15 protein-coding genes and 1 pseudogene are annotated in these 18,265 nt (G+C 61.4%); 4 read left to right on the plus strand and 12 right to left on the minus strand.

Translation table 11 applies throughout. The annotated features are described in order from the left end of the window. Positions 1 to 63: 63 nt before the first annotated feature. Complete coding sequence (locus M1D88_RS08015; RefSeq protein ID WP_458114000.1) at positions 64 to 1,623, minus strand: circularly permuted type 2 ATP-grasp protein; 1,560 nt, start codon at positions 1,621 to 1,623, stop codon at positions 64 to 66. 188 nt (positions 1,624 to 1,811) lie between these two features. On the opposite strand from M1D88_RS08015, the gene M1D88_RS08020 reads away from it, so the two are divergent. Further along, complete coding sequence (locus tag M1D88_RS08020; protein WP_458114001.1) at positions 1,812 to 2,822, plus strand: YeiH family protein; 1,011 nt, start codon at positions 1,812 to 1,814, stop codon at positions 2,820 to 2,822. Positions 2,823 to 2,845: 23 nt separating this feature from the next. After that, a complete protein-coding gene (gene pepN, locus M1D88_RS08025) occupies positions 2,846 to 5,479 on the plus strand; it encodes an aminopeptidase N (protein WP_458114002.1) in 2,634 nt (877 codons plus the stop codon). 34 nt (positions 5,480 to 5,513) lie between these two features. Here the strand turns inward: pepN and M1D88_RS08030 are convergent, their stop codons facing one another. The 6 genes and pseudogenes from M1D88_RS08030 to hisC all read right to left on the minus strand — a co-directional run bounded on the left by M1D88_RS08030 (position 5,514) and on the right by hisC (position 12,327). Beyond that, a complete protein-coding gene (locus M1D88_RS08030; RefSeq protein WP_458114003.1) occupies positions 5,514 to 6,620 on the minus strand; it encodes a lipoate--protein ligase family protein in 1,107 nt (368 codons plus the stop codon). 80 nt (positions 6,621 to 6,700) lie between these two features. Continuing rightward, positions 6,701 to 6,958, minus strand: a complete 258-nt coding sequence (locus tag M1D88_RS08035; protein ID WP_028267311.1) for a type B 50S ribosomal protein L31 — start codon at positions 6,956 to 6,958, stop codon at positions 6,701 to 6,703. A 147-nt stretch (positions 6,959 to 7,105) separates the two neighbouring features. Next, a pseudogene (locus M1D88_RS08040) lies at positions 7,106 to 7,526 on the minus strand (TrmH family RNA methyltransferase); the annotation flags it as partial. 457 nt (positions 7,527 to 7,983) lie between these two features. Continuing rightward, positions 7,984 to 9,156, minus strand: coding sequence for a thiolase family protein (locus M1D88_RS08045; protein ID WP_458114004.1), 1,173 nt, complete (start codon positions 9,154 to 9,156; stop codon positions 7,984 to 7,986). A 254-nt stretch (positions 9,157 to 9,410) separates the two neighbouring features. Beyond that, the gene (locus tag M1D88_RS08050; RefSeq protein WP_458114005.1) at positions 9,411 to 11,099 is read right to left on the minus strand and encodes a thiamine pyrophosphate-binding protein; all 1,689 of its coding nucleotides are present in this window, start codon (positions 11,097 to 11,099) and stop codon (positions 9,411 to 9,413) included. Positions 11,100 to 11,211: 112 nt separating this feature from the next. After that, positions 11,212 to 12,327: a histidinol-phosphate transaminase gene (gene hisC, locus M1D88_RS08055; protein ID WP_458114006.1), complete on the minus strand. Its 1,116-nt coding sequence runs from the start codon at positions 12,325 to 12,327 to the stop codon at positions 11,212 to 11,214. Here hisC and M1D88_RS08060 point away from each other — a divergent pair. Further along, positions 12,293 to 12,910, plus strand: a complete 618-nt coding sequence (locus M1D88_RS08060) for an Lrp/AsnC family transcriptional regulator (RefSeq protein WP_458114007.1) — start codon at positions 12,293 to 12,295, stop codon at positions 12,908 to 12,910. The genes hisC and M1D88_RS08060 overlap by 35 nt on opposite strands. Before the next feature lie 41 nt (positions 12,911 to 12,951). On the opposite strand, the gene M1D88_RS08065 is transcribed toward M1D88_RS08060, so the two are convergent. From M1D88_RS08065 to M1D88_RS08085, 5 genes are all read right to left on the minus strand, one after another. Continuing rightward, on the minus strand, positions 12,952 to 13,167 hold the full coding sequence (locus M1D88_RS08065; protein WP_458114008.1) for a hypothetical protein: 216 nt from the start codon (positions 13,165 to 13,167) through the stop codon (positions 12,952 to 12,954). Between the two features lie 11 nt (positions 13,168 to 13,178). Then, positions 13,179 to 13,457, minus strand: coding sequence for a hypothetical protein (locus M1D88_RS08070; RefSeq protein WP_458114009.1), 279 nt, complete (start codon positions 13,455 to 13,457; stop codon positions 13,179 to 13,181). Between the two features lie 255 nt (positions 13,458 to 13,712). Continuing rightward, positions 13,713 to 14,696, minus strand: a complete 984-nt coding sequence (locus M1D88_RS08075) for a D-2-hydroxyacid dehydrogenase (RefSeq protein ID WP_458114010.1) — start codon at positions 14,694 to 14,696, stop codon at positions 13,713 to 13,715. After that, positions 14,693 to 16,273, minus strand: coding sequence for an aldehyde dehydrogenase family protein (locus M1D88_RS08080; RefSeq protein WP_458114011.1), 1,581 nt, complete (start codon positions 16,271 to 16,273; stop codon positions 14,693 to 14,695). Before M1D88_RS08080 ends, M1D88_RS08075 begins: the two co-directional genes overlap by 4 nt. 87 nt (positions 16,274 to 16,360) lie before the next feature. After that, positions 16,361 to 16,723: a cupin domain-containing protein gene (locus M1D88_RS08085; RefSeq protein ID WP_457967230.1), complete on the minus strand. Its 363-nt coding sequence runs from the start codon at positions 16,721 to 16,723 to the stop codon at positions 16,361 to 16,363. Positions 16,724 to 17,096: 373 nt separating this feature from the next. On the opposite strand from M1D88_RS08085, the gene solA reads away from it, so the two are divergent. Further along, positions 17,097 to 18,263 carry an N-methyl-L-tryptophan oxidase gene (gene solA, locus M1D88_RS08090; RefSeq protein ID WP_458114012.1) on the plus strand — a complete coding sequence of 389 codons (1,167 nt, stop codon included), beginning with the start codon at positions 17,097 to 17,099 and terminating at the stop codon, positions 18,261 to 18,263. Positions 18,264 to 18,265 lie beyond the last annotated feature (2 nt).

Here is an 18,265-nt window from a genome sequence, read left to right on the forward strand (position 1 = left end):
CGGTTACCTCCTGCGGGTCCGAAATCTGTGTTGGGGGAAGTACGTTCACGTCAACGGTCCGGCTCATTGCTGCTGCTGCTCGCTCTGGCGATCGCGCCAGTTGCTTTCCACGGGCCAGACTGACACGCGTTCGCGAACGGTAATAGTGGGACGCGGCAGGGTTTCCACGGGGACCTGTGGGGAATCCGCGAGCACCCAGGTGTCCTTGGAGCCGCCGCCCTGGCTGGAGTTGACGATCAGCGACCCTTCCTTGAGCGCCACACGGGTGAGACCGCCGGGGAGCACCCAGACGTCGTCGCCATCGTTGACAGCAAAAGGGCGGAGATCAACGTGCCGGGGACCAAACCTATCACCGCTGAGCGTAGGAACCGTGGACAGCTGAAGCACTGGTTGGGCAATCCAGCCGCGGGGGTCGGCGATGACACGTTTGCGAAGTGCCTCAAGTTCGTCTTTGGAGGCGTCCGGACCGATGACCAGGCCCTTTCCTCCCGAACCGTCTACCGGTTTGACCACCAGCTCGTGCAGCCGGTCCAGGACGTGTTCCCTGGCTTCCTTCTCCTCGAGCCTGAAGGTATCCACGTTTGCAATAACCGGTTCTTCGTTGAGGTAGTACCGGATGAGGTCCGGAACGTAGCTGTAGACAAGCTTGTCGTCGGCCACTCCATTGCCCACCGCGTTGGCGATGGTCACTCCGCCTGCCCTGGCAGCATTCACCAGGCCGGGACAGCCGAGCATGGAATCCGAGCGGAACTGCAACGGGTCCAGGAATTCGTCGTCGATACGCTTATAAATCACGTCCACGCGCTGTTCGCCGGCAGTGGTACGCATGTAGACCCTGTTGCCGCGGCAGATCAGGTCACGGCCCTCAACGAGCTCGACACCCATCAGGCCGGCCAGCAGGGTGTGCTCAAAGTAGGCGCTGTTGAAGACACCCGGTGTGAGGACAACAACTGTGGGATCGTCGACGCCGGACGGCGCGGTCTTGCGCAGGGCAGAAAGGAGACGGCGCGGGTACTCCTCCACCGGCCTGATGAGCTGCTGGCCAAAGGCTTCGGGAAGCCCCTTCGCCATCGCCCGGCGGTTTTCGAGGACATAGCTGACGCCTGAGGGGACACGTACGTTGTCCTCCAGCACCCGGAACGTCCCCTCAGCGTCGCGGACCACGTCAATGCCTGAGATATGAACGCGTACGCCACCAGCGGGCTCGAAGCCGTGTACTTGGCGGTGGAAGTGGGCGCTCGTGGTGATCAGCTGTCGTGGAATGACGCCATCCGCAACCACCGTCATTTTGTCGTAGACGTCGTTGAGGAATGCTTCGAGGGCGCGGACCCGCTGCGCCACTCCCCTTTCGAGGACGCTCCACTCATCTGCCGGGATTACCCGGGGGACGATGTCCAGGGGAAACGGCCGCTCCTCACCTGCGTAGTCGAACGTCACGCCGCGGTCCAGGAAGGTCCTTGCCATCGAATCCGCACGGGCGCTGACATCGGCGAGGGACAATTCGCTCAGCGCGTCAGCCACCTGACCGTATGATTCGCGCGCCAGCTGGCCGGGCGCGAACATCTCGTCGTAGGCGCCGCTGCGCCCGGCGGCTGCGGAGTAATCCTGGAATAGGTCAGACATGTCCAATAGCCAACCATCTTTTTGTTGCGAAATCATTACCGCGTCCCATTGTGGCGTGTTGAGGACCTGAGCCCGGTTCGTGTTTTACTGCACCCTTCCGGCATGGTAGGTGAGTGCCACCGCCCAGTTTCTCCGCATTCCCTGCCGGTCATACGAGATGGCAGCTCACGAGGCTGCTGCCAGGACTGTTGACTGGCTTGCCGGCGGTGGCTGCCGCCTTCGCCCTGCACGCCGTCATCCCCGCCCTCCCGGCCATGACCCTGGCTGTTGTCCTGGGACTTCTTGCCGCGAACTTCCCCGGGTCGGGAACCTGGGTGGCTGGCCGTGCGAGGCCTGGCCTGGACTTTTCCGGCAAGCACCTGATGCGGGCGGGAATTGTGGTCCTCGGCCTCAAAGTGAGTGTGCCAGAGGTGCTCGGCCTTGGTTGGACCGCATTGCTGCTCATCGCCGCCGTAGTCCTGGCAAGCTTCGCCGGCACGTATGGCATATCGCGAATGTTCAGGCTTTCGAGGGAGGCTTCGCTTTTGATCGCCACCGGCTTCTCCATCTGCGGCGCCTCGGCCATCGGAGCCATGGCTGCCGTCCGGCGTATCCGTCACGTGGACACCGTCCTGCCCGTGGCGCTCGTGACCCTGTGCGGTACTTTGGCGATCGGAGTGCTTCCGCTTTTGACCCATCCGTTGCGGCTCTCCCCCGAGGTTTTCGGAGCCTGGACGGGCGCATCAGTCCACGACGTTGGCCAGGTGGTGGCAACAGCGCAGACGGCAGGAACGTCCGCCTTGGCAATCGCCGTCGTCGTCAAACTGACAAGGGTCATCCTGCTGGCCCCAATGGTTGCCGCGGCCGGACTCCAGCAACGGTTTGCCTCCAGGAGGGCCTCCAGAAAGCTGCCGGGTGCCGCCGCCGGTGGTTTTGTATCCGGCGACGGGGCGTTCCCTCCCCTGGTGCCCCTCTTCGTACTGGGATTCCTGGCCATGATGGTCCTGAGGTCCACAGGATGGCTCTCCCCGGGATGGCTGGACGTGGGGAATGCGCTTCAGGAACTCCTGCTCGGTATGGCTCTTTTCGGACTCGGATCGACCGTGCGGATCCGGACGCTTCTCCACACCGGCTCCAGAGCGCTGCTGGCGGCTCTTGCCTCGTGGTTCCTCATTGCTGTGCTGGGGCTCGGTGCGGCCCTGCTCATGATTCTGTCGTGATGCTGTCGTGATTCAATAGCTGGGTGTCAAATGAGAATCTGCAGCGGGATGAAGCGGCAAAACGGTCAGCCCTGATCACTACCCGGAGCTACGACGTTTCGCTGGATGTCTCGCAGGCACCAAACCCCGATGTTGCCGGGTATCCGAGTCGAAGCGTCATCAGCTTCTCCGCGTCCGAACCCGGAGCATCCACCTTCCTTGATTTCATTGGCGGGGAAGTCCACAGCGTTGTGCTGAATGGCAAGGACCTGATCGTCGGGGACGTCGTGGACGGCGCGCGGATCCGGTTGGACAACCTTGAGGCAGAGAACCAGGTAACAGTCACCGGCACGGCCCTCTACAGCAGTTCCGGCGAAGGAATGCACCGCTTCTTCGACCCGGCAGACGGCCAGTGCTACCTCTACACGCAGTACGAGCCTGCCGATGCCAGGCGAGTGTTCGCCAACTTCGAACAGCCTGATCTCAAGGCGCAATTCACCTTCCACGTCCTGGCGCCGACAGGATGGCTTGTGGCGTCCAACGGCGCCGAAAGCAGCTCCGTGCCCCTCCCGAGAGACCCCGCCACGAGCCGCTGGGACTTTTCCCCGACAAAACCCATGTCCACGTACATCACCACAGTCCTCGCCGGACCCTACTTCCGTGCCGTGGACCACTGGAGTGGCGCAGCAAGCGACGGGACACACCTCGAGATCCCCCTGGCGCTGTACTGCCGAATGTCGATGGCTGCATCCTTTGACACCGCCGAACTTTTCCGCCTGACGAAGAGTGGCCTGGCATTCTTCAACGATCTCTTCGGATACCCGTACCCCTGGGGCAAATACGACCAGGCCTTCGTTCCGGAATACAACCTGGGCGCGATGGAAAACCCGGGACTGGTGACTTTCACGGAGAATTACATTTTCAGGTCCCGCGCCACCGATGCCCAGTATCAGGGCAGGGCAAATACGCTGCTCCACGAAATGGCCCATATGTGGTTCGGCGACCTCGTCACGATGAGCTGGTGGGACGATTTGTGGCTCAAGGAATCCTTCGCGGATTACATGGGAACTCTCGGTGTTGACCGCGCAACGCACTGGGACACCGCCTGGGTGAATTTCGCCAACAAACGCAAAGCCTGGGCGTATGTCCAGGACCAGCTCCCCACGACGCACCCGATCGTCGCAGACATCCCCGACCTCGAAGCGGCGAAACAGAACTTTGACGGCATCACCTATGCCAAGGGCGCTTCAGTGCTCAAACAGCTCGTGGCATACGTGGGCTTTGACGCCTTCATTGCCGGTTCCCGCCAATACTTTCGGGATCATGCTTTCGGAAATACCTCGCTGACTGACCTGCTTGCCGCCCTGAGCACAGCCTCCGGCCGTGACCTTGGCACCTGGGCGCAGCAGTGGCTCCAGACGTCCGGGATCTCCACCGTCCGGGCAGAGTTTGAGGAGCACGACGGCGTCCTCGCTTCTGTGAACCTCGTCCAGGAGGCGGAGGACCCTGTGACGGGACATGAAGAACTGCGGCCGCACCGCCTGCGGCTGGGCCTCTACGACTTTGACGGCACTGGCGCCTTGGTGCGTACGGACAGCATAGATGTTGACATAAAAGGGCACCGGACCCATGTTCCCGAGCTTGAGGGCAAGCGTCGGCCGGCACTCCTGCTGGTCAATGATGATGACCTGAGCTATGCCAAGGTCAGGCTCGATCCTGCCTCCGAGGCCACGGTTCGTGCCTCCCTCCATACCATTCCTGACCCCATGGCACGGGCCCTTTGCTGGACCGCCCTGTGGGATTCTGCGCGCGATGGCGTCGCCCCGGCAGCCGGATACGTTGACGCCGTGCTTGCCTTTGCGCCGTCAGAGACCGGCAGTGGTGTTCTGTCGACGGTGCTGAACAATGCAGGTACCGCCCTGGAGCGTTACATCCCGGCGATCGACAGGGAATCGGCGCGGAGCCGGTTTCTGGCTGGTGCCGCGGCTGAACTACAAGCGGCGGCTCCTGGCTCGGACCAGCAGCTCGCATGGGCCCGCACCGTGGCCGAGATCAGCCGCAGGGACGCCGGGCAGCTCCAACTGCTCAGGAACCTCCTCGAGGGCAGTTCCGTGCCGGAGGGACTGGCCGTGGACGCTGATCTTCGCTGGAATCTCTGGCACGCCCTGGCTGCCCAGGGGCAGGCCGGCCCGACGCAGTTGGACAGCGAACTGGCCCGGGATAAAACGGCATCAGGGCGTGCCGGGCATGCCACTGCCATGGCGGCCCGCCCTGAGCCGGCAGCAAAGGCAGCGGCCTGGGACCAGGCAGTCAACGGAAGCTCACTGTCCAACCAACTCCTCAGCGCCACCATCGCCGGTTTCAATACGGCACCGGCTGGGCTTCTGGATGACTATGTGGAGCCCTACTTCTCCTGCCTGGAGCAAGTGTGGGCCGAACGAAGCATCGAAATAGCCACGCGGATCGTCCGCGGACTCTTCCCGTTGGGGCAGGACCTTGGTGGCAATATCACTGATCCGGAAGCCCATCCTGTGATTGTCCGCGCCGACGACTGGCTCGCCCGGCGGGCAGGAGTCCCCGCAGCACTTCGCCGGATCATTATGGAGCAGCGGAGCCATTTGCATCGTGCACTCGCGGCCCAGGCCCGTGCAGCAAAAACAGCGTCGGTTGCTCCGTGACTGCCGTCTTGACCGCTGAGAACGGCAGGATTTTCTACGGAACCCGGTGCAGCCATCCGTGCGTGCCGAACTTGGCTTCCACCCGCTGGTGCGCCGCCTCGAGTTCCGCTTTAGTCAGCTCTGAAGGGGTTGCCGAGTAGCGCTCGGTGAAGACCTCGATCATCGCCTCGATGATTTCGCGGCGGGCCAGTCCGGTCTGGCGGCGGAGGGGATCCACCCGTTTCTTGGCACTGCGGGTTCCTTTGTCGGAGAGTTTCTCCTTGCCGATCCGGAGCACTTCCACCATCTTGTCTGCGTCGATGTCGTAACTCATGGTGACGTGATGGAGCATTCCGCCGTTCGCGAGCCTCTTTTGGGCTGCCCCGCCGATTTTGCCCTGGTCAGTGGCGATGTCGTTGAGGGGCACATAAAAGGCACTGATACCGAGTTTCTCCAATGCCGCCAGGACCCAGGCGTCCAGGAAGCTGTAGGAATCGGCGAAGCTCATGCCGTCCACCAGGGTTTGAGGCAGGTAGAGCGAGTAGGTGATGCAGTTCCCTGCTTCCATGAACATCGCTCCCCCGCCACTGATCCTGCGGACCACCGTTACGCCATGGCGCGCAACGCCGTCGGGCTCTATCTCGTTCCGCACCGACTGGAAGCTCCCGATCACAACGGACGGTTCTTCCCATTCCCAGAACCGCAGGGTGGGATTCCGCCGTCCCGCTCCTACTTCCTCCGTGAGGACTTCATCGAGGGCAACGTTGACGTGCGTCGGCAGGATTACGGGTGCGATGACGTTCCAATGATGGTCGGACCAGGAGGTCGCCTTCGCCAGGGCCCTTCTGACCGCTACGGCCACCGCTGCGGCCGAGAAACCGAAAAGTGCTGCATCCTCCCGAAGCGCGGCGGTGATCACCGATGCGATGTCGCCTGCACCCGCGTCCTCGGGCAGCCCGGTCAGGGCCCTGTTGATGTCCAGCAGGGCCTCGTCCGGCTCGAGGAAGAAGTCCCCGCTCACGGAAACGTTGGCAAGGCGGCCGTTGTGGACGTCGAAGTCCACCACCACGAGTTTGCCGCCGGGCACCTTGTACTCTCCATGCCGGCGGGAACCGCCGTCGCTCTGGTCGTCTGCGGGGCCGGTTTCAGGCTGGAAAGTCATACCTCCCATCCTGCCCCAGGAACGCAAAAGCCCGCACCGTTGCCGGTGCGGGCTTTTTCAGAGAATTCTGGGGAGAAGTGTTACTTCTTGCCGCCGAAGCCCTTGAAGCGAGCGTTGAAGCGCTCGACGCGGCCTGCGGAGTCCATGATGCGCTGCTTGCCCGTGTAGAACGGGTGGGACTCGGAGGAGATTTCGACGTCGATGACCGGGTAGGTGTTGCCGTCTTCCCACTCGATGGTCTTCTTGGAAGACACGGTGGACTTGGTCAGGAACTTGACGCCGGAAGCCAGGTCGTTGAAAACAACAGCTTCGTACTTCGGGTGAATATCAGACTTCATAATGGGACCTTCGTTCACGCAACTGGATTTGGCCAGCTGCCAGGTATGAATGGGATGGCAGGACACACGCCTGAAGGCGCAGAACAACCAGCTATCAATACTACCTGATAAGCGCAGGGCTGACGAACTGCCCCCGGACGTCAGGGGCCGGGTGCGCAACTCCCAGAACGCCACCGCTGATGCCGCCGCCACATTGAGGGAGTCAACGCCGGCACGCATTGGAATTTTTACTGCCAGGTCGACGGCGGCAAGTGTCTCCGGACTCATGCCGGCACCCTCGGTGCCCAGTACCAGGGCCAACCGGTCGGGGTTTTTCCGTGCCAGGGCATCGACGTCCACAGCGTCATCCGTCAGTTCCATGGCCGCAACTGTGAAGCCCTTGTCCCGGAGCGTTGCCAGGTCCCCGGGCCACGATTCAAGCCTCGCCCAGGGGCACCTGGAAGACCGTCCCCATGCTCACCCTGACGCTTCGCCGGTACAAGGGGTCGCCGCAGCGCGGGGAAATCAGGACAGCGTCTATCCCCAACGCAGCGGCGGAACGGAAGATCGCGCCGACGTTGGTAGGTGTTGCAATATGCTGCGCGGCCAGTTGCGACTTAGAGCCGGGGAATCTCCACGCATCTGCCTGCAGGAAGGCAGAGGGCTGTGCTTAGGCCTTTTGGGCCCAGCATGGACTTCCCGGCTCCCCCAGTGAAGCTCAGAACCGGGCTGGCACTGATCCTGGTTCTTGGAGCCCCGGGTATTTTCTGGTCCGGTCCGCCGAGGACAAAGTCACTGCCAACATACTCTCGCGGGTGGAGCGTTTCGCGATTCCCTCCGACTGGCAGGTGGAGGACGAGGTTGTCCGGCCGAAGCGGTTCCTATGCATCATTCGCTGAGGGCGAGCAGCAGCCACGACGGCGGCAAGGTGGCCGTCCAACTCGACCCACCAGCACCACGCACAGCGAACCGCCCGATGGACTGAGGAAGCATCTTTTGCTGCGACTGACCACGTTTCCGGTGGCCAATGGCTGTCCGTCGGGTCCTCAGCGCTCGAGTACGACCGCGAGGCCTTGGCCCACTCCGATGCAGAGCGCAGCAACGCCGATTCCACCGCCCCTGCGCTCCAGTTCCCGGGCGAGGTGAAGAAGTATTCGAGCCCCGGAAGCACCCAGCGGATGCCCTATAGCCAAAGCTCCGCCGTGGATGTTGACCTTTTCCGGATCCAGGTCCGGCCACAGGCTCAGGCACGCCAGGCTCTGCGCCGCGAAGGCCTCGTTGAGTTCGACGATGTCGACGTCATTCCAGGTCTTCCCTGCCCGTGCGAGGGCCTGGTTCGCGGCCCCAACCGGGGCGATACCAAAGATGTTCGGGTCAACGGCCGCGACTCCCCGGGAGACGATCCTGGCCAGCGGCTCTGCAGTGAGCGCTCCCTCGCGGCCTATGAACACGACGGCTGCCCCGTCATTGAGGGGTGATGAGTTCCCGGCTGTGACGGAGCCGTTGCTGCGAAAGGCTGGTTTGAGTGACGCGAGGACCTCGACGGTCGTTCCCGCACGGATTCCTTCGTCGCGGGGAAGAGGGCTTCCCGGTACTTGAACTACCTCGTCGTCGAAGATGCCGGCGTTCCAGGCTTCATCGGCAAGGCGGTGACTGCGGACTGCAAATTCGTCCTGCGCTTCCCGGGAAATACCGAAACGATCGGCCAGGATTTCCGCTGTTTCTCCATTGGAGACGGTCCAGTCCTCGGGCATCTCCGGGTTGACCATCCTCCAACCAATAGTGGAACTGTGCAGGGTTTCAGGGCCGGCCGGGTAGGCCCGTTCCGGCTTCGGGAGGATCCATGGAGCGCGGCTCATCGACTCAACGCCGCCGCTGAGCACCAGCTCAGCGTCCCCAATCTCTACGGCGCGGCTGCCCTGTATCGCGGCTTCCAAGCCCGATCCGCAAAGCCGGTTGAGCGTGGTGCCGGGCACTGATGTGGGCAATCCCGCGAGCAATGAAGCCATTCGCGCAACATTCCGGTTGTCTTCACCTGCACCGTTGCTGTCCCCGAGGATGACGTCATCGATCCGCTCCGGTTTCAGGTCAGGATGCCTGGAAACCAGTTCCTGGATAACGCCTGCCGCAAGATCGTCAGGCCGGACGCCGGCGAGGGACTTTCCAAACTTCCCAAAGGGAGTCCGGATCCCGTCATAGATGTAGCTGCTTGTTGCCATTGAAGGCCACCTTTCGTTCATCAATATCTCGTATGCGAGCGTTCGTGATATCGCTCAGACGGCAATATGGCTGCGGGTCTTGTCGCCGGGTTCATGGCCGCTATCTAGTTGGTCCTTGCACTCTCAAATTTCCGTATAGCGAATTCACACCTATCCATGCAGGCCAAGCATCCACCAAAGCCCGGCGAGCCAACGCCTCGCAGAGGTCCTCGTGCCGATCGCTATCCCTCCTGTCCATGGCTCGCTGTGGAAGCTCACTGAGAGACGGTCTTCTCCTGTATGGTCGCTGGGGTGACAGCTGCCAGGGAAGCCAGCATCCACTCGACGACAACCCCTTGGGATACTGCGACGTCCAGGACGAACACGCCATCGTTGTGTGCAGCGAGCCACTCTTCGAGCTTGCTCAGATCGGCAAGTGTCCGTGCCTTGTGGCCTGCTGCGCCCAGAGCTCGTCCTATGGCAGAGAAATCGACTTCATCGATGAGCATTGCTGCGGGGTCGAGGCCTTTGGATGCGTACTGGTGTAGTTCAGCGCCGTAGGCCGAGTCATTGATGGCGATGACGACACCCTTCCGGGTGGCCCGGAGGAAGGTCTCGAAGTCGGCCAGACCCATCAGGCCGCCGCCATCGCCGGTAATGAACACCGTGGTCCGGTCTGGCCGGGCTACCGACACTCCCGGGGCTGAGCTGAAACCGAGGCCGATCGACTGGAACGCAGTTCCCACCAAGACCATCGCCTGCGGGTCTGGGACTGAGAGGTACATCGGGGCCCATCCCATGAAGTGACCGCCATCCATGACCACCGACCGTTCCTTTGGAAGGATGTGTTCGAGGGCAGCCACTACGGCGCGGGGATTCAAACGTCCGTCCGGGCCAAACTCGACCGGATCTTCGATGGGCCCCAGTGAGCGGAAGGATTCGTCGCTGACCTCACTCGCCTTGTACCGCCACGTCATCATTTCCTCCGCAGCGGGAGTGCGGCCGAGAAGGGCTTCAAGGAAGGGACCGATGTCGGCCCGGATGTAATCGTCGACATACGGGTGGGGATTCTCTGGCTCGTTGTCTACCCGGATGACTCTGGTTTCTGGTCCGAACAGCGTCCCGTAGCGGTGCTGGAAGGAATTCAGTGAAGCGCCGGCGACGAGCACGACGTCGGCCTGGCGGGCCAGATCCAGTGTGTGGTCCCTGGCGAAACCTCCGGTGATGCCGAGGTTCCATGGGCTGTTCACTACGTTGGTCGCCATGACGGATGTCATGAACATTGCACCCAGACGGTCCCCTAGTTCCTTGAAGGGTTCAACGGCATCGCCGAGCAGGATGCCGCGGCCGGCGAGGAGGAGAGGCCGCTGCGCGGCGCGCAGAACCGCGGCGACGCGGTCCAGTTCCCCGCTTCCGGGAGCCCAAACAGTTTTGCTCGGCAGGGGTTCAAGCTCGACCTGTTCCAGCAGGGGTTCGGTGGCCAGGTCGTAGGGGATGGCAAGTACCACCGGCTGCACTGTGCGCAGGGCAAGGTCGAAGGCCCGCTGGGCCATGGCGATGGCGTCCGCAGGTTGGGCCACAAGGGTGGTGACACCTACCGCTTCGGCAGCGGCTTTCTGATCAATGTCGAATGACCGAATCCCTGTGCTTGGGGCGTCACCGACAATAAGCACCAAGGGGATACGGGCCAGCCGGGCTTCGGCCAACGCGGTGTAGGCGTTGGTGAATCCAGCGCCGTATGTGGTCGTGGCGGCTGCGATTTTTCCGCTGGCCCTGTAGAAGGCATCTGCCATCGCGACCGTTGCGGCTTCATGCCGTGCGGAGGTGAACGGAAAGCCCTGGCGGGTTAGCTGGCTAATGAGGTGGACGTTGCCGTTTCCCATGAGACCGAACAAGTGTCCGGCACGCTCGGCCAGGACGTCGGCCACCGCACTGGATACCGTCGGGTGATTGCCTGTCGTCATGCTTTGTCCTTACTAAAAAGTTGCTTGATGTCTGCCCGTGCATGCTGCCTGCGGAACCGGGAGCAGATCGTCCGGCTGGGCTGGCTGGACGGACGCGGGGACGTTCGATGGGCTATCGGAGAGCTTCGAGGAGGGCAGGGCTGGTCAGAACATCCAGCACCCGATTGTTTGCCTCGGTATCCGCCAAGGAGATCCGTACTCCATCGCTGGCATATCCCCTCACCAGAATTCCGGCGGCCTTGAAGGCGTCGACAAGCGTTTCGCGGATCTGATCGTTGCAACGCATCCAGAGAAAGTTGGTTTGCGTTTCGGGAAGGTCCCACCCGGCCGTCCCAAGCGTTTGCAGGACTCTTTCCCGCTCGCTGACCACGGCCTGGACCCTGGTACGCATCTCGCCTTCGGCGTCGAGGGAAGCGACGGCGGCCTCTTGGGCCAGTGCGCTAACAGAGAACGGAAGGCCAGTCTTCCGCAGTCCCTCGGAGAGGTGGCTGCCGGCAAGAGCATAGCCGATGCGCAGCCCTGCCAGACCGTAAGCCTTGCTGAAAGTCCGCAGCAGGCAGACGTTGGGATAGCGCCGGTAAAGGGCCAGGGTGTCCGGGGTGTCTGCGGCCGTCGCATATTCAATGTAGGCCTCGTCAACAACAACCAGGATGTCGGACCGTACGCGTACGAGGAATCCCTCAAGCTCAGAATGGGAAACGGGGACCCCTGTCGGATTGTTGGGCGTGCACACGATAATGACGCGTGTCCGTTCCGTCACCGCATCAAGCATCGCTTCAAGGTCGTGACCTTCGTTAGGCAGCAGCGGTACCGGGATGGGGGTGGCCGCGGCCAACTGAACAAGGATCGGATAGGCCTCAAAAGACCGCCAGGGAAAGACCACCTCATCCCCCGGGCTGCAGAAGGCGGAGATGATCTGGTTCAAAACCCCTAGGCTGCCGGGACCCACCGTAACCTCGTCAACAGTGGCCGCGAGTTGGCCGGCAATCCGCTCACGCAGCGCGAATGAAGAGGTGTCCGGGTACCGGTTCAAGGCGTGCGCCGCGTCAAACACTGAATTCAGTACAGAGGGCAGGGGTTCAAAGTGGCTTTCGTTACTCGCCAGAGCCGCCATCGCTGCTGCTTCGGCCCGGACGCCGGGTACATAGGCCGGGAGCGAAGACACCTCTGAACGCAGAGCAGGCTGGGCGGCGATGACCGAAACGTTGGCTTCGGTGATGTTTGTCATACCAGAAATAATCGGGACTGAGGGATTCATGCGCAAGATACCTATCTATGGCTGGGATTTTTGTAGACTATTCAGCCGTTTTACTGCCAAAATAACCGCTATGAGAAGTTTTGAGATCGATCGGCTTGATGCCCGGATTCTCCTCGCGCTGGATGAGGAGCCCGATGCCAGTGCCCTTTCCCTGTCGCGGTCGCTGGGGGTGGCAAGAAATACAGTTCACGCCCGCCTTGCCCGGCTGCAGGCAGGAGGAGTTCTTGGCCCTTTTACCAGGCGGCTTAGGGCGAGTGCTCTGGGGTACAGCCTGACAGCGCTCGTTTCGATCTCAGTGATGCAAACCCAAAGCCATTTGGTCCAGGCCGGGCTCTTCACGATTCCCGAAGTGATTGAAGTTCATGCGACCACTGGTGATGCTGATCTTGTGGCCAAAGTTCTCGCGAAGGACACGACGGATTTTCATCGGATCAATACGGAAATTCTGCGACTTGAGGGTATTCAGCGCACCAGCACGGTGATCTCAGTTCTGGAGGTCATGCCCACACGAATGGAGGGTCTTCTGAAAAAAATAGCCGGCGAGGGGAGCTGAGTGTGCTGGCTGCATCCACCCCGTCTACGTGCGCGGAACGGTCAGTCCCGGGCGTGTTCTCGAGTTTCTCCGAAGGGAACGGCGTGGCTAAGGGCCACTGTGTATCGGCGGGGACTGTGTCGGGTGACCAGGATGCCGGCGGAGCGTTCTGCCGAGGCAGCCGGGAGAAGGGCGGCTTCTGCATCTGAGAGGAGCTCATGAAGTTGCTCCTGGGTGCCGACCAGTACCTCGACGTGTGCAACTGCTTGTGTGGACATGCGGATATCTCCTAGTTAGAACGGGTATGCTGCTCGTGCGGGCGCTCTTCGTGCCGTACTGACAGGGCGTCTGCGCCGAAGATCATTTTTCTGCCCATGGCATCGTCGGACCAGACCCATACAACAGAACCGTCAGGCATGAGGTCATCGATAACCCCGGATCCTGTGCGCCTCTCTGACTCAAAGACAACGCGGTCACCCACGCTATAGTTCGGCGGCTTGGGCCGATCAGAGTCACCGTTCTTGGCCCGGCTGGTGCACCTCACGGGGGTCGAAGATTCAACTGACATAGTGGAATGCCTTTCCCTGCTTGTTTCGGGGGTATTAGAAGGTTCATCGTGATAGCCGGATGTGTCCCTACCCATGTGGAGTTCGAGACGGGCGACACTGGCGCTTTGCTTGGCAACTTCCGGGGCTGCGCAGAGCCCGGTGAAGCCGTGCCAGTGGAAGCTGTCGTCAACTGAAACCTCTACCAGGTCGCCCGCGGGAGTAGCGGGAGGGGAACATCCGGCAACGCAAGTTCGGCAGCAACGCCCGACTCATCCCTACTCCGAAGGGACGAATCCAAGGGCCTTGTCTACGACATTCCGTAACGGTTCGCCCTTGCAGAACCGCTGAAGATTGTCGATAAAAAGTCGGTCAAGATCGTCGTGGTAGTCTTCCGTGTCACCGCTCATGTGGGGTGTGATGATGACATTCTTCATGCTCCACAGAGCATGCCCTTCAGGCAGAGGCTCCGGATGTACAACGTCCAGCGCCGCTCCGGCAATGGATCCTGACGTGAGAGCCTCAGTCAGCGCCTCGGTATCAACGAGTTCCCCGCGCCCTACGTTGATCAGATGCGCGGAAGATTTCATAGCAGCAAGGACTTGAGCGCTCACCAAGCCGCTGGTCTCCGAGGTTAGCGGCGCGGCGAGCACCACGTAGTCGTAGTCGTGAACGGCGTCCACCAGATCCCTTGAGGAATAGATCTGTTCGAAATCCGCGTCGCCTGGCCGGGCTGTCCGCCCTGCTCCACTGACCTTCATCCCAACCGCCTGGAAAACCCTCGCGATCTCACGACCGATAGAACCTGTGCCGACTACCAGCGCCGTCTGGCCCTCGATCTTTCGCGTGATCCTGTGCTGCCAGCGCTGTTGCTGCTGCAGCCTGAACGACCCGTGCATGTCCTTGGCGATGTCCAGGACGAAACCGAGCACAAACTCTGCGATCCCCCGGCTGAGCACTCCGCGGGAGTTCGTGTACACGACGTTGCTCCGGGTCAGTTCATCGAAAAGGAGTTGGCTTACTCCTGCTGCCCGGTTGTGGACCCATTTCAGGCCCGCAGCGGCATTCCAGTTCTCCTGCAGGGCAGGTGAGAAGGAGTGCCATTGGTACAAGATGTCCGCGCCGTCCATTGCTTGGGCCAGACGGTCGGCCTTGGTTAGGCGGACGTCGGCGAGCTCCTGGATTTCCGCCAGACGTGGCGGCAGGACATCTCGGTAGAGAACCGCGACTACCGGCTTGGTGCGTTCCGGGGCGGCAGTCATGACGCAAGCCCTGCGGTCGTAGCAGTGGCTGCTTGCAATGCATCGGGGAACCCAACCCGCTCTTGCCAACGCGCCTGCGGTTCGCGCAGATTGATGATTGTGCTCTTGGGTTCGGTCATCTCGTGGACGGCGTACTGTACGCCTTCCCGCCCTACACCGGATTTCTTGAATCCGCCAAAGGGCATGGAGTCGATTCGGACGTCGCTGGTCTCGTTGATGACCACTGCGCCCACGTGCAGCTTGTCGGCGATCGCCAGCGCAAGGTCCATGGATTGAGTGAATACGCCCGCTTGGAGTCCATAGTCAGATTGGTTGGCCGCGTAGATGGCATCTGAGACCTCAATGAACGGAATAATGCTGACCACGGGACCGAATACTTCTTCCCGGATCACCCTGCACTCTGCCGGTACATCGGTCAGGATCGTCGGCTCGTAGTAGGCGTTCCTGCGCTGGCCTCCCGCGTGGATAGTCGCCCCCGCCGCCCGGGCCTCTTCCACCCATTCCGCGACCCGTTCCGCCTCCTCCTCACAAATCATCGGCCCCAGGTCGGAGCTCCGGTCCAGCTTCGGTCCGGCTTTGAGGGACTTGGTCCGGCGGACAATGTGCTTGAGGACCTGCTCGAACAGCGAGATGTCCACGTAGACACGCTGCACGGAAAGGCAGTTCTGCCCCGCAACCCCGAATGCTCCGGCAACAATGGCGTCCGCTGCCTGGATCGCGTCCGCGTCGGCGCAGACGATGGTGGCGTTGTTGCCGCCGAGCTCGGAGAGGATCTTTTTTGCGCCGGCGGCAGCGGCGATGCGTTCCGCCGTTTGGGGACCACCGGTGAAGGAAATCAGGTCCACCTGGCTATCCGTGACGAGCGCTTCGGCAACGCCCGGACCACCGGCGATAGCGGCAATCCGTCCTGACGGCACGCCAGCTTCGAGCAGCAACTGGACCAGGGCCAGCCCCGTCAGGGGGGTGCGGCCGGAGGGTTTAAGTACGACGCCGTTGCCTCCGATGAGAGCAGGCCCCAGCTTGTGCGCCACCAGGTTGAGGGGATCGTTGAACGGCGTGATGGCCGCAATGATTCCTACCGGTTTCCGGCTGTACCAGCCGATCTTGTTCCCCCCAGCCACGCTGTCCTCAAAGCCCAGTGTCCGGCCCGCCAGCTCGGTCGAAGCCGCCGCGGAAAGCCGCAGGGTTTCAGTGCAGCGGCGGACCTCATGCTCTGCTTCGGTGATGGTCTTGCTGCTCTCTGCCGCAATGATGTTTGCGAAGCGCTCAGACTGTTCAGCCAGCAATTGTGTTGCCTTTTCAAGCGACTGTCGACGGGACCGCAACGGCCAGTCGTCTGCCTGGAGGTGGCGGTGAATGTGGTCTATGGCACGCCTCACATCCTGTGGCGTCGAGTCGCATACCCGCCCGATCAACCGGCCGTCTTCCGGATCCCTGACCTCAAGGGTCAGGCCGGCGGTCTGCCACTTGCCTTCGAAGAAGGCTCCTCCGGGAACGTCGGCATATCTGGAGCGTTTGTCCGGGCGTGCTGCCACTGGTTCAGTGTTCGCTCCGGAGACGGTGGTTGATGAAAGCATGAGGTCCTCTGTCCTGCATAACTGAACTTGGTCTTTGGATGGGCCGCCACCGCTGATGGGCAGCGGCAAGCACGGATGGTCGAAGAGCTAGTCAGCCGGCTGGGCTGGGAGGTCCTGAACAACCGCCATCTTGCGCAGGGTTTCATGAACAGTCCAGCTGCCCCGCCAGCCGGCTGGAGTGACGAACAGCGAGCCCGGTCCGATGTCGAAGCTGCCATTCTCGTCGGTGATGGTTGCCGTTCCACTGAGGATCTGGCAGATCTCGTTGTATCCCTCGCGCGTACTGGTGAATGTGCCCGGCGTGGCCTCCCACACCCCGGTGCGAAGACCATTGTCTTCCCAAAACTTGAAGGACACCTCGGTCTGTCCCGGTGTTGAACTGGTCGCTTTTGCTACATGCTCTCCGAGATTTACCGATGTCGTGTCGTTCAATACTGTCGCCTTGACCATGATCACTCCATATTCCGGGCAGCTTTGCCCGCGCAGATGTACGCCAACCTCTGTTGGCCTGAGAAAAAGTTTTGTAGCACCAGGAATCTCCTGAGCCCGCTGACGCCCTCAATGGGGGCGTGCCCGCCTCTTCCGGTCGCCCGTTCCGAATCCAACTGCAAGGTGCTACAGTGACGATCATACACGTTGTCCGACAATAATGAAGGACAATGTTTGAATGCCAGGTTCTGATCTGCGATCACAGGAGGAAGTCAAAGCATGATCACCCCACCCCTAGTCACGTTCCATGCCCGGACAGCGGAGCGAGGATGCAAGCCAACCGCCGGTTGGTGTGAAATGTCCGACAGCTCTTCACGAAAGGGGCTGTAAAGCCATGACTACCCTCGAAACGGACGTTGTCATTGTTGGAGTCGGCTCTGTAGGGAGCATGGCAAGCTGGCAGCTTGCCTCTCGCGGACTGAAGGTCATTGGCGTGGACCGCTTTTCGATACCCGGGCCCTTTTCTGCCTACGCCGGGGAATCGCGCCTCTTCCGCAAGGTGTACGCGGAAGGCGGGCATTACACACCGATTCTGCAGAGGTCGCAGGATTTGTGGCGCGACCTGGAAAAAATCGGCGGAATGCCCCTGCTCAACACCACAGGCTTCGTCACAATGCTTGATGAAGACCATCCTTTACTCGAATCGCTCATCGAGGCAGGGAAAACCAGTGGCCTAGATTATGAATCCCTCCGGGGCGATGAGGCGAGGGCAAAATATCCCGAACACGTGATCAGGGACACAGACGTGGCACTCTTTGACCCTGAGGGCGGCTACGTGTATTCCGAGAAAGCAGTGGCCACCGCGCTGGTGGAATCGGCCAGGCTCGGCGCGCAGTTCCTGGGAAACCGTAAGGCGCAGTCAGTTGAGCCGTATGGTGACCGGTACATCGTCCGGACCGATCAGGAAGAGATCGTTGCCTCCAGGGTGATTATCTCCCAGGGCACCGGAGCCGGAGCCGTATGCAAGGAACTTGGCGTTCATCTCTCAGTTCGGCCGCAGGTCCTGACATGGTTCCCCATCTCGGATCCGTCTGCAATCAGCCGGGAAGGTTTACCGGTGTTCATGCGCAGAATCCACGACGCTGGTTTCTATGGGTTCCCAAGTGCAGACGGTTGGACGGTTAAAGTCGCCGGCAGCGTCTACATGGACGAAGTCGAGTCCATGGAGAAACCCCTCTCTTGGGACCCGAAGTATTTGGATACCATACGAGCATGGGTAGCAGAGTACATTCCGAGTCTCGTTCCGGAACCGGTACGGGTTGCCCTGTGTGCTGACGGCTATACTCCCGATGGGACAGGCCTGCTGGGGAAGGTGCCGGGAATGGAAGGTGTCATAGCGGCAGTAGGCTTCTCGGGCCACGGCTTCAAGATGGCCTCCGCGCTGGGTGCCATCGCCGCGGACCTGGTGATAGACGGAACGACTGCCACTGACGTCAGCTTCATGAATCCGGCCCGATTCCTTGGACCAGATTCCCAACTAACCTCCTTGCCACTGAGCTAAAG

It is taken from the genome of Arthrobacter sp. R1-13, from assembly GCF_054161475.1.